This window comes from Bariatricus sp. SGI.154 (assembly GCF_050313795.1).
Taxonomy (GTDB): Bacteria; Bacillota; Clostridia; order Lachnospirales; family Lachnospiraceae; genus CAMBRQ01.
On record NZ_JBNPMC010000026.1, the window covers coordinates 1 to 13067 of the forward strand.

Annotated in this window: 10 protein-coding genes; 9 read left to right on the forward strand and 1 reads right to left on the reverse strand. The window is 37.6% G+C overall.

Translation table 11 applies throughout. The features are described from left to right. Positions 1–22 precede the first annotated feature (22 nt). Entirely contained in the window at positions 23–1726 is a 1704-nt protein-coding gene (locus ACQRBN_RS11800) for a lysozyme family protein (protein ID WP_427739199.1), read from the forward strand. Positions 1727–1790: 64 nt separating this feature from the next. Here the strand turns inward: ACQRBN_RS11800 and ACQRBN_RS11805 are convergent, their stop codons facing one another. Beyond that, positions 1791–2243: a hypothetical protein gene (locus ACQRBN_RS11805; RefSeq protein ID WP_427739200.1), complete on the reverse strand. Its 453-nt coding sequence runs from the start codon at positions 2241–2243 to the stop codon at positions 1791–1793. A 226-nt stretch (positions 2244–2469) separates the two neighbouring features. On the opposite strand from ACQRBN_RS11805, the gene ACQRBN_RS11810 reads away from it, so the two are divergent. The 8 genes from ACQRBN_RS11810 to pglX all read left to right on the forward strand — a co-directional run bounded on the left by ACQRBN_RS11810 (position 2470) and on the right by pglX (position 13048). Continuing rightward, positions 2470–2805 carry a helix-turn-helix domain-containing protein gene (locus ACQRBN_RS11810; RefSeq protein WP_101069756.1) on the forward strand — a complete coding sequence of 112 codons (336 nt, stop codon included), beginning with the start codon at positions 2470–2472 and terminating at the stop codon, positions 2803–2805. Between the two features lie 202 nt (positions 2806–3007). Then, complete coding sequence (locus tag ACQRBN_RS11815) at positions 3008–3214, forward strand: helix-turn-helix domain-containing protein (protein WP_101069754.1); 207 nt, start codon at positions 3008–3010, stop codon at positions 3212–3214. A 74-nt stretch (positions 3215–3288) separates the two neighbouring features. Next, positions 3289–3891, forward strand: coding sequence for a DUF1819 family protein (locus ACQRBN_RS11820; RefSeq protein WP_427739201.1), 603 nt, complete (start codon positions 3289–3291; stop codon positions 3889–3891). Positions 3892–3894: 3 nt separating this feature from the next. After that, entirely contained in the window at positions 3895–4470 is a 576-nt protein-coding gene (locus tag ACQRBN_RS11825; RefSeq protein WP_427739237.1) for a DUF1788 domain-containing protein, read from the forward strand. A 13-nt stretch (positions 4471–4483) separates the two neighbouring features. Next, positions 4484–8101: a BREX system P-loop protein BrxC gene (gene brxC, locus ACQRBN_RS11830; RefSeq protein ID WP_427739202.1), complete on the forward strand. Its 3618-nt coding sequence runs from the start codon at positions 4484–4486 to the stop codon at positions 8099–8101. A 20-nt stretch (positions 8102–8121) separates the two neighbouring features. After that, positions 8122–8589: a hypothetical protein gene (locus ACQRBN_RS11835; protein WP_215631392.1), complete on the forward strand. Its 468-nt coding sequence runs from the start codon at positions 8122–8124 to the stop codon at positions 8587–8589. Continuing rightward, the gene (locus tag ACQRBN_RS11840) at positions 8586–9425 is read left to right on the forward strand and encodes a hypothetical protein (RefSeq protein ID WP_427739203.1); all 840 of its coding nucleotides are present in this window, start codon (positions 8586–8588) and stop codon (positions 9423–9425) included. Before ACQRBN_RS11835 ends, ACQRBN_RS11840 begins: the two co-directional genes overlap by 4 nt. Positions 9426–9442: 17 nt before the next feature. Continuing rightward, complete coding sequence (gene pglX, locus ACQRBN_RS11845) at positions 9443–13048, forward strand: BREX-1 system adenine-specific DNA-methyltransferase PglX (protein WP_427739205.1); 3606 nt, start codon at positions 9443–9445, stop codon at positions 13046–13048. Positions 13049–13067: the final 19 nt, after the last annotated feature.

The following is a 13067-nucleotide window of genomic DNA, read 5'->3' on the forward strand; positions in this document are numbered from 1 at the left end:
TTTTCGAGAAAGGAGGAAACCGATGGCTGATATAAAAACAAGAGATACAAGCAAAGGTACAATCAAGACCATAAATAAGGCAGCAGTTGTAACGGAGCGAATGAAGAAAGCCTATGTGATGACGAAAGATAAGGCAGAACATTCCACGAATGCTTCGGAACATTCCGCAGAGGAATATGCTTCCGATAAAATCGAAGCGGCAACGGATAGGGCGATTCACGAAACAGCATACCGTGTGGATAAAGTCGGCAGATGGGGTGTGCGTGAAACAAGACAGAATTATCAGAAAGCCAAAACGGGAATTGAGAATTTCAAGACCAAGCGTGCAGAGAAACAGCTTCAGAAACAATCGGTCAATCCTGGCGGAAAACAGAGTATCCGAACTCTGGAGCATACGGAGAAAACAATTAAGCAGTCTGCAAGGTCAGCAGGAAATACGACAGTCAAGACCATATCGAAAGGTGCAACCAATACTGTTCAAAGGTCGGTCAAGACTGCGGAACAAACGGCAAAGACTTCTATTAAGACCACAAAGGAAGCTGCCATTATAGCACAGAAAACAGCAAAAACAACAACCAAAGCAGCACAGAAAGCGGCTCAGGCGGCAAAGAAAGCAACGAAAGCCACAGCAGATACCGTCAAAGCCACAGCGAAAGCTACTGTTGCGACAGTCAAAGCGATTATTGCAGGGACAAAAGCACTTGTAGCAGCAATCGCAGCAGGCGGTTGGATAGCGGTGCTGATTATTATGATTGTCGTGTTGTTTGGTGCTGCCGTAGCAATGTTTGGAGGAGGAAGTGACAGTAATTCTTATACTCCGGTAAGTGCAGAGGTAGAAGCCTATGAACCTATCATACAGAAATATGCTAAAGAGTACGGCATTCCTGAGTATGTAGAACTTATCAAGGCGGTTATGATGCAGGAAAGCGGCGGCAGAGGACTTGACCCTATGCAGGCAGCAGAAGGAAGCTTCAATACGAAGTATCCGCACGAACCCAATGGAATTAAAGACCCTGAATATTCTATCCAGTGTGGAGTTCAGGAATTGAAAGCGGCTCTTACTTCGGCAGAAGTGGAAAGTCCGATAGATATGGAGCATATCAAACTTGCCTTGCAAGGCTACAATTTCGGTAACGGATATATCTCTTGGGCAAAATCAAAGTATGGCGGTTATTCTTATGCCAATGCCGTGGAGTTTTCCACTCAGCAGGCACAAAGGCTTGGTTGGGACAGTTACGGAGATATTCAATATCCGGCTCACGTTCTGAGATATTATCCATACGGACGAGCATTTACTGCCGGAAGCAATCAGGCGATTGTTGAGGTTGCCTTGACGCAGGTAGGCAATCAGGGCGGACAACCTTACTGGAGCTGGTATGGTTTTGACAGCCGAGTGGAATGGTGTGCCTGCTTCGTATCTTGGTGTGCTGACCAATGCGGGTATATTGAAAGCGGACTTGTTCCGAAATTTGCAGGTTGTGTGGACGGTGCAAACTGGTTTAAGTCAAATGGAAAATGGCAAAACCGCACTTATGAACCAAAGGCAGGAGATATTATCTTCTTTGATTGGGAAGGCGACGGTACAACAGACCACGTTGGTATCGTAGAGAAGTGTGAGAATGGCACAGTTTATACCGTAGAGGGTAACTCAGGCGACGCCTGCAAGCAAAGACAGTACGCAGTCGGAAGCAGCAATATCTATGGATACGGTATTCCGGCGTATTAAAAATTCCAGACGGTGTCTGGAAAATCGAAAAGATGGCTGCTCAGTTGAGTAGCCATCGGGTACATTATGAGAAATCGGTTGTTTCTCTATTATTCAGGAAAATATGGTGTGTGTGATAAGTGAAGCTGAAAAGCATATCGACATTTTCTTTACTGCCGTCTAAAAAGGAAATATCATCGGCAAGGATAAAAAGAATTGCTAATAATTTCTTGATATATCCAGTGTAGCAGGCATAATCTACATAGATGTTGGCGATATATCCCTCGGCAAATTCTATCAGGTCAGCGTCAATTTCAAAGCTGTTGGATAGCTCGTAAACTGTTTTGATAAACTTATCTTTATCAGCAATTCGTTCTTTACTTGGAACACTTCTGCGGTTCTTCTGTATGAATTTCAAAAAATCATCAGCTTCCGTAAAGTCAGGAGTGATTGTGTTGCCAGTTCCCAAATCTGTTTTGTAATCCTCAAATTTCTCTTTTTCAAACCGATTACTGAATATTATCTTTTGTTCGTCCATTCCTTTTTACCCCTAAGTTTATTCTATGGAGATTGTTTAACCTGGCTCTTGGGTTGTGATTTGTCTTTCGCCATTAACAATCGTGAATTACTACTTTTATAGTATAACATAAAAATAGTTGGGAATCATCACTAATAGTTGGTTTGACTTCCTTTTGGTGCGTGTGATTTGAAATCGACTTAACCTATACTATTAGTTATGGAAACACACTAAGGGAGGTGATGTGATGAAGCTCGATACAATCGGCAAGAATATAAGAAAGTTTCGACTTGCGAAGAAATTACGCCAAGAAGATTTGGCTGAGAAAACAGACTTGACAACAAATTATATTGGTATGGTTGAGCGTGGAGAGAAAATTCCGTCACTCGAAACTTTCATAAAGATAGTAAATGCTTTAGGTGTATCATCGGATATGGTTCTTACAGATGTCTTGGAAACGGGATACACAGTCAAGAACTCTATGCTGAATGAGAAACTTGAAAAACTTGCTCCTGAAGATAGAAACAGAATTTATGAAGTCATAGATACACTTGTGAAGCAGTCAAAGCAAATACTTCCATAAAACACAGAAGTTCGTCCTAATCGACGAGCTTTCTTTTTTTGCTTTGAATTACCTTGCTGTTAGGTGTTAGTAAAAAATGACACCTAATCAATGACGAGTTGTAAATAAACGTCCATATCTTGAAAAAATAGATTATTTATGGTATGATGTTAATCGAGTAACTGTAACCAGAAGAAACGGAGAATACAAAGGAGAGTTACAGATGAGAATAAGCTATAATAAACTTCAAAAACTTATGATTGATAATCAGATGAAAAGGCAGGATTTAATGCGTGCAGCGGAAATTTCATCATCTGTTGCGACGAAGCTGAATAAGAACGAAACAGTATCTCTTGATGTCCTGATGAGAATTTGTAAAGTGTTCCATTGCGATATTGGAGATATATGTGAAGTTATATTAGACGAATAGAAGAAACATTGCTTCCAGTCAAAAAATAAAATTGGATATTAAAAGATTTAATGTCCACCAAAAGGGTGAATTAGATGGTAGAAGAAACATATAGTGCAGGATTAATTTCCCAATCATTCTGGTTTGTTGAAATGAAGAAGGTCATCAAGCTGATTGACGATGGAAAGTCCGAAGAAGAAATTAAAAAAATGTGTATAGAAGAAAATCTTTTTGGTGCGGCAAAAGAGTATCGAGCCAAAAGAATATATGGATACATTTGGAATAGAGCAAAAAGATTGGATAAGACATTGATTGACTTGTTTTGTACGTCTGACTTGGCAACCCAAAAGGTAATCAATTTGATTGCCATTCTCAGGTCAGACCGGTTGTTCTTTGAATTTATGTTTGAAGTGTATCGAGAAAAAAATATACTTGGTATTCCGATAATCGAAGATGCAGATGTAAATATTTTTTTCAAGAATAAAGAAATTCAAAGTGAAGATATTGCAGTTTGGACAGATGGTACAAAACGCAGGCTTCGCTCGATATATTTTAACTATTTGACAGATGCAAACCTTTTAACGGCTGTTGAGAAAAAGAAAACAATAACGCCACCAATTCTTGATATTGCTTTAGAACGTTATCTAGAAGCGTGTGGAGAGAGTGCAATGATTAAGGCAATTACGGGGGTGGACTAAATGATGTCGCTTGATGAACGATTAGATAAAGCAGAAGAAATGATACAAAAACCCTCGTTTAGAGAGAACAAAGGGTTAGGTAATGAAGTCGGATACTATATCTTTGATTATCCGTCTGAAAAAGAATTGTATATCCGTGAGAGGATAGAATACATCAAGAAAAAAAGTGAAAACTCAGATGATGATTTCAGAGTTGTAGTGTTTGACCTTTACGACATTATGATTGATATTCTTATCAAAAAAGGATATTTAGAAAAGTGTTATCAGTTTGAAAAGACAAAAGGCTTTGAGAGAGTATCAAAATCCATCAGCAATATGTTGAGGATAACATCATCAGACAGTCTGATAGTGAATCATATCAGGGATAATACGCCGGAGAAAGCAGTTGTGTTTATTACTGGTATTGGAAAGTGCTATCCGATATTGCGTTCACATACGGTACTGAATAATTTACATCAGGTCATAGATAATGTTCCGGTAGTACTGTTTTATCCGGGCAATTATGACGGTCAGGAACTGGTGCTGTTTGGAGAGATAAAGGACGATAACTATTACAGAGCATTCAAACTCGTGGATTAAGAGGAGAGGGAATATGATTATCAAGAATATGTTTTCAAAGCCTATCGACAGAGATATTAAAGGCGTAATCAAAGTTGGACAGGATGACGATGCAAATATTAAGCAAGAGCTTGAAGAATATGTTGTGACAAGAGAACTTCAGAAGCATTTTTCTGATTTCTTTGCGAGCTATAAGAGAGGAATTACTGGAAATACAGACAAGATGGGCGTATGGATTTCTGGTTTCTTTGGAAGTGGTAAATCTCACTTCCTGAAGATTTTATCCTATCTCCTTGAAAATAAAGAAGTTGGCGGTAAGAAAGCGATTGACTACTTCATAGATGATAATAAAATTTCTGACCAGATGGTGCTTGCAGATATGAAACTGGCTGGTACGATACCGACGGATGTTGTCCTTTTCAACATTGACTCTAAAAGCGAAGTGAATGGTAAGCAGTCTAAGGTTGCCATTGTTTCTGTATTGCAGAATGTATTCAATGAAATGCAGGGATTTAGTGGCTCTAATCCGTTCCTTGCAGATTTGGAACGCAAATTGACAGAAGAAGGAAAGTACAATTTATTCAAAGAAAAATTTGAAGATAGCTTTGGTTCTGCTTGGGAGGAAGCACGCAGCGACTTTGATTTCATTCAGGACGATGTGGTAGAAGTCCTTGATGAGATTGGATTTATGAGCATAGAAGCCGGTAGAAACTGGTGTGAGAAAGCTACCGGAGAATATACATATAAGGTTGAGGATTTCGCCAGACTTGTAAAAAAATACCTTGATAAAAAAGAGAGCAATCATCATATCGTATTCCTGATTGATGAGATTGGACAGTACATAGGCGACGATTCTAAACTTATGCTGAATCTTCAGACTGTAACAGAAGATTTGGGTACTGCCTGCGGCGGCAAGGCTTGGATTATCGTAACAAGTCAGCAGGATATTGATTCGATTACAAAAACAAAGGGAAATGATTTCTCGAAAATTCAGGGACGTTTTGACACCAGACTTTCTCTTTCATCTGCCAATGTTGATGAAGTAATCAAAAAGAGAATCCTTGAAAAGAACGAAGCAGGAAAACAGACGCTTACACTTCTTTATGATGATAAGGCGACAGTCATCAAAAACCTGATTTTGTTCAATGATGGTGTTGAAAAGAAATTATATTCCGATAGAGAAAATTTTGCGGACATCTATCCGTTTATTCCATATCAGTTTAATTTACTTGGAAGTGTGCTGACTTCCATTCGTACTCACGGTGCATCTGGTAAGCATCTGGCAGAAGGCGAGCGCTCTATGCTTGCATTGTTTAAAGAATCTGCCGTAAAAGTTATGAACGATGAGCCGGGAACGATTGTGCCATTTAATATGTTCTATGACGCCCTTGAGCAATTCCTTGACCATTCTCATAAGGGTGTTATTTCCCGTGCCTTAGATAATGAGTATCTGAATCCGAATCACGAAAAAGAATGCTTTGATGTTAATGTACTGAAAACACTCTTTATGATTAAGTACGTTAAGGAAATCAAAGCAAATATTGAGAATATCACAAGTCTTATGGTATCGAATGTAAATGATGACCGTATGGCTCTTGCACAGCAGGTAGAGGACGCGTTGAAACGACTTGTTCGTCAGACTTTGGTTCAGAAGAACGGGGATATTTATGTGTTCCTGACAGATGAGGAGCAGGAAATTAACAGAGCGATTGAATCGCAGAATGTAGATTCCGGAGAAGTTATTGCCAAAGTATCTGAAATGATTTTTGATGGTCTTTATGGTGAAAAGAAGTATCGCTACCCGGCATTCAACGGAAGATATGCGTTTGCTTTTAATCAGGTTGTCGATGATAAACCATATAAGGCAAATCAGAATAATGATATAACATTGAAAATTCTTACTCCGAACAGCGATGAACGAGCAGATGAAACGACAATGAGAATTCTGTCCGGTCAGTCAAGTTGTGTGCTTGTAGTATTGCCTGACGACAGAACATTCCTCGATGAAATCCGTTCTGCTTTGCAGATAGAAAAATTTATCCGTTTTGATGCTACAAATGCAGTTACGCAGTTTGAAAGCATTAAGGAAGCTAAGAAGGTGGAAATGCGTGAGAGAAACGGAGCTGCAAAGCTGTTCCTTTCCGAAAGCTTGAAGAATGCAGAAATTTACGTGAATGGCGATAAAATTCAGAGCGGAGCAAAGGAAATTGCTTCTAAGATAAATGAAGCACTCGGTAAGTTGGTTTCCACAGTTTATCACAAATTGTCTTATATTGATGCGGCAATGAGTGAGTCGGATATTCGCACACTGTTCAAGAATAATGGACAGCAGCTTACTCTTGCAGGTACAAATACAGCAAAGAATGAATTGGCTCTTCACGATGTTAATGACTATATCGCTTTAAACACACAGCGTCATATGAAAACTTCTATGAAGTCCATTCTGGAACGCTTCTTGAAAGCACCATATGGATTTGTAGAAGCCGATGTGCAGTGGCTTGTCGCTAAGTTGTTCAAAGATGGCGAAATTGCAATGTTCGTTAATAACGACGCAGTGACATTACTTTCAAAGACTCCGGAAGAAATTATCCGTTGTCTGACACGCAAAGAGTTCAATGAAAAACTGATGACCGAAAAGCGTGTAAAAGCGAATGAAAAACAGAAGAAATCTGTCCGTACAGTAATGAAAGAATTATTTAATGTTACTTCGGCAAGTGATGATGACGATGCGATTATGAGAAGTTTTCTTGGTTACGCATCAAATCTGAAGAATGACCTTGAAAAATTGGATATTCACTATGCGACACAGTCTGCATATCCGGGCAAACAGCTTATTGCTTCCGGTAAAAAGCTGATAGCTGATGTTCTGCAAATGAAATATTCCAATGAGTTCTTTGCAGGTATTGACCATAAAAAAGATGATTTCCTCGATTTTGCTGAGGATTATGAGCCTGTTAAGAAGTTCTTTGCGGGAGAACAGAAAGGCATATTTGATAAAGCACTGAAGCTGATGAAGATTTATGATGACAGTAAGACATTCATTGTAAATAGTGAGATTGAAGCAGTTGTTGCAGATATCAAGTCTATTTTGAAGAAATCTGTTCCTTATTCAGAAATCTTTAAATTACCGGAGTTACTGGATACATTTATCAATCTTTACAGCAAACTCCTTAACGAAATGCAGAAACCGATAGATAATGCCATTCAGGAAGCAAGACAGCGTGTTTTTGAAGAATTGCAAGATAAGAAATGCCACGATAAATTGGCTGATAAATATGTAAATCTGTTCAGAGAAATCAGTGACAAGGCAACGAGCTGTAATAATGTGGCTACACTGCAAAATATCAAAGTGGAAGCAGACGCACTAAAAGTCCGTTGCTTAAATGAGATTGAAAAGGAAGAAGCGAAAATCATTGCAGCAGAACAGCCTGCTCACGTTGCAGAAACCGGAAACTATGGCGGAGAAACGATTGCTCCGGCTACACCTGCTCCAAAGGTAAAGAGAAAGAAAACTGTCAGCATTAAATCTATCAATAATGCAACTACTTGGCAGCTTGAGAATGAAGCAGATGTTAAGAAGTACGTTGCAGAACTTGAGCAGAAATTGATGAATACACTGGAAGAAGATACGATTATCAATATTGAGTTCTAAGAGATTGGGAGGTGTAAGCCTTGTCAACAGAAAATTTTACAATATCTATTCAGGGAGATAGCGAAGGATATGTGACTTTCGAATGCCCATACTGCAATTCAGAATTTAAGTTGCAAGCCGGAGAATATCAAAATGACGATGAGCCCTTTGAAGAACTGTTTTGCCCTTACTGCGGTCTGGCGAAAGAAAAGAATGAATTTCTATCAGCAGAGGTAATCGAGCAGGCACAGGCAATCGCTTATAACTATATGGTAGAAGAATTGAACAAGACCTTTAAGAAAATGCAAAGGTCGCTTAATCGTTCTAAAGGCTTGATAAAGATAAAAATGGATTATAAGCCATTGAAAAAGGTTGCAACGAAAGAATTAAAGGATAAGGATACCACAGAAACAGAGTTTAAGTGTTCTTGCTGTGGTCGCAGAGTAAAGGTACTTTATTGTGCAGGAGCAGCGAAGGTATTTTGTCCGTATTGTGGGGTGGATATATGAACCGATTAGAATTAAGAAAACTGAGTTTAGAATTTCGTAGATTATCAAGCAATTTGCTTAATAGCACTAATGACACAGCAGATATAAACCTTTCTCGTTTTCTGAAATTTATAGATGGAAACGAGTTAATATCTGGAATCATTCAGGATAAAATATCAGGTGTCGATTATGACTTTAAGAAGTGCTATGCAATAGGCTGTTCAGGTTGGGCAGACTATAATCCGCCTGAAGATGAAGCGTGCCATATTAAAGCACAGTATGATTATCTGACATTTATAAATAATGAGGACAAAGTAAATGTTCAGGGACAATCAATGAGATATTGTTGGTCGAGCCGAAAAATCAATGATAATATTCAAAGCTTCCTTGAAATGGCATTTAAGCCGCTTATAGATTTTATCAACGACCAGCTTTCAATGGAAATGATTGTTCTTGACGAGGAGGCAAAAGCTATGGGAGGAAATACGTATATTCAGAATATTGAAACTGTCAATGGCTCTGCGAGTCAGCAGAACAGTGGCGTGATAAATACTTATAACACTACAAATGATACAAGTTCTATGCTTGAGTTAATTGACAAATTACTTGCTTCATTGCCTGAGATACAAGGTGTTGATGCAGAAGAAATTGAGAATGTAAAAGATGATTTGGAAATGGTTCAGGAACAGTTGAAAACCGATAATCCGAAAAAGAACCGTATAGGAAAAGCTCTTGTAGGTATCAAAAAGTTTGCAGGCGATTTTTCTATGAAACTTGCAGTAACGCTTGCTGCCGGAGCAGTTACCGGAGCAGATTGGGGTATGTTACTGCAACAGCTTGAAAACTTTATTAGATAAGAGATGGAGAAAGCAAGATGAATAAAACAGCAATAAAAAATTTTTCTGTATGGGCAAGGGAAAAACTTATATCAGATATCAAATATAAGGCAAGTATGATTGGTATCACAGAAGACGGAATTGCAGATGAGTTACCTCAGTCAACAAAAGACTTGCACTTTTTTGATATTGGAACGAAGAATTATGTTGAGATTTCAAGCGATGAGATTGAACAGCGTAATACATTAGTCAGTGTGATTAAGAAAAAAGAAAGAGATATTCAAAATTATAAAGAAGCATTTAGATATCTGGTTGAAGAAGTTGCATATACTTGGTTCAATCGTTTAATTGCGATTCGTTTTATGGAAGTCAATGATTATTTGCCTTCCGGTGTTCGTGTGCTTTCTTCTGAAAATAAAGCAAAAAAAGAGCCTGATTTGGTAACGGCACCATTTGATACCGATTTAGAATTTACATTATCTGAACAGGATAAAATAATACAACTGAAAGACGATAATGAACTAGATGAGTTGTTCCGTATTCTTTTCATTAAGCAGTGCAATAAACTTCACGATATTTTACCTGATTTATTTGAAAAGACAGATGATTACTCAGAACTATTGCTTACAATTCCGTTTACAGACCCAGATGGAATTATATATCATCTTGTGAACGATATTGAAGAAGTTGATTTCCGCATTAACGATGAAATGTATACCGATGATGGAAAAATAAAAGCTGATGGTCAGGTCGAAATTATTGGTTGGTTGTATCAATATTATAATATTGAACCAAAAGCAGCAGTTTTTGGACGAGCAAGCGGCAAGAAAATATCAAAAGAAGAAATTCCGGCGGCAACACAACTTTTTACACCGGATTGGATTGTTCGCTATATGGTTGAAAATTCACTGGGCAAAATTTGGTTAGAGGGACATCCGGATAATTCTTTGAAAAATACTTGGAAATATTATGTTGATGAAGCAGAACAAGAATCGGATATCATAACTAAACTTGAAGAAATTAAATCAACATATAAAGAATTAGTACCGGAAAGCATTAAGATAATAGACCCATGTATGGGTAGTGGTCATATTCTTGTGTATGCTTTTGATGTACTTATGCAGATATATGAGAACTATGGATATACGCAGAGAGATGCTGCACGTAGTATATTGAAAAATAATATTTTTGGTCTTGATATTGATAAACGTGCATATCAGCTTGCATATTTTGCAATTATGATGAAAGCTCGTCAGTATAACCGCAGAATACTAACTTCGGGAATAGAGCCTAATCTCTGCTACATTCAAAGCAGTAATGATTTATCCGAGTATGCACTTGAAAAAATGGACGATTATAAATCCATTACTCAACAGCTTATAACTGAATTTAAGTATGCCAGTGAATATGGTAGCGTTTTGAATGTTTCACTATCAGAAGAAGATTTGCAAAATATTCAAAATCAAATCGACTATCTTGAAACGCATAAATATGATGGAGATTTAATACATCAGTCGAATTGCAATGAAGCCATTGCAACGGTCAAGCCTATATTGAAGCAGGCAATAATGCTTGTACAAAAGTATGATGTAGTAGTAACCAATCCACCGTATATGCCGGTAAGTAATGCCGGTGCAAAATTAAGTGATTATGTCAAAGAAAATTATCCGGATAGTAAAACGGATTTATTTGCGGTATTTATTGAGCGATGCAAGGAAATGTTGAAAGTAAACGGATACCAAGCAATGATAACAATGCATTCCTGGCTATTTATATCTTCGTATGAGAAGCTACGTAAGAAAATATTATTATCTGACATAATTAGTATGGCACATCTTGGAGCAAGGGCATTTGATGAGATAGCAGGAGAAGTTGTTCAAACTACAAGCTTTGTTATGAGAAAAAGCCACCTTGAAGATTATAAAGGAACATATTGTAGATTGATAGAACCAACATCTGAAAAAGGTAAAGCAGATGAATTTTTGGCTGAGAATAATCGTTATTATGCTAAACAAAAAGATTTTGGAAAAATACCTGGAATGCCGATTTCTTATTGGGTTAGTAAACAGATAATTAAGGCATTTGATAAATATCCTTCCTTGGGGGAAATGGCATTAGCAAGAAATGGAATGAAGACAGGAGATAATAATCAATTTGTTCGTTTATGGTGGGAAGTCGCAGATAGCAAATTTAATTCAACAGCGAATTCTGCTAATGAAGCTGTGCAATCAGGAGCAAAATGGTTTCCATATAACAAAGGTGGAGAATATCGCAAATGGTATGGTAATAATGATTGTGTTGTTAATTGGGAGAATGAGGGAGCTTGTGTAATCGGAAAGGCAAAAATTGAAAAACGAAATGTACAAGATTATCCTAACAAATTGAAGTTTTTGCCATCTGCAACTTGGTCACTTATTACATCAAAGCCAGCATTTAGATATAAAAAGTGTAATATTTCTGATATTGCGGGAATGTCATTTTACCCATATGATGATAATTTGCATTACTATTTAGGCTTTTGTAATACAATAATCGCTTCTGAAATATTAAAGTTGATAGCTCCAACAATCAATTTTCAGGCAGGAGATATTTCTAGATTGCCTATAATTATAGAGAAGGATAAGAAAGAAATAATTGAAAATTTAGTGAAAATGTGTATTGATATATGTTCAAATGAATGGGATTCTTTTGAAGTTTCTTGGGACTTTAAAAAGCATCCATTGATTTGTTATGAAGCAGATAAGGTATCAGTGGCTTTTGAGAAATGGTCAAAAGAATGTGAAAATCATTTCAATCAGCTTAAAGCAAATGAAGAAAAACTCAATAGCATTTTTATGGATATTTACGGATTGCAGGACGAATTGACACCGGAAGTAGAAGATAAAGACGTTACAGTTCGTAAGGCGGATTTACAGAGAGATATTAAGAGCTTGTTATCCTATGCAGTTGGTTGTATGTTTGGTCGTTATTCCCTTGATACTGAAGGCATTGCCTATGCAGGTGGAGAGTGGAATAACAGCAAATATGACACTTTTATTCCTGATGCAGATAATTGTATTCCAATTACGGACGAGGAATATTTTGAAGATGATATTGTCGGTCTGTTTTGTGCTTGGCTGAAAAAGATTTATGGAGAAGATTCTCTTGAAGAAAATCTTGATTTTATTGCCAATGCTCTTGGCAATAAAGGTAAGACAAGCCGTGAAGTAATCAGAAATTACTTTCTGACTGAGTTCATAAAAGACCATATTAAGACCTATCAGAAACGTCCGATTTATTGGCTTTTTGACAGCGGTAAGCAGAATGGCTTTAAGGCTCTTGTTTATATGCACCGCTGGAATGCCGATACAACCGGCAATATGCGTGTCGAGTATCTGCATCGTATGCAGCGTGTGTATGAAAAAGAGATTATCCGTATGCAGGAAATTATCGACAATAGTCACGATAATAAGGAAATTTCCAATGCTACAAAGCGTAAAGAAAAGCTCCAGAAACAGATTAAGGAAACCAAAGATTATGATGCTAAAATCGCTCATTTGGCTCTTTCACGTATCGACATCGACCTTGATGACGGTGTAAAAGTCAACTACGAAAAGGTTCAGACCGCCGATGGAAAGAAAATGCAGATTTTAGCGAAGATATAAAAACAAGCGAGGTGAGAAA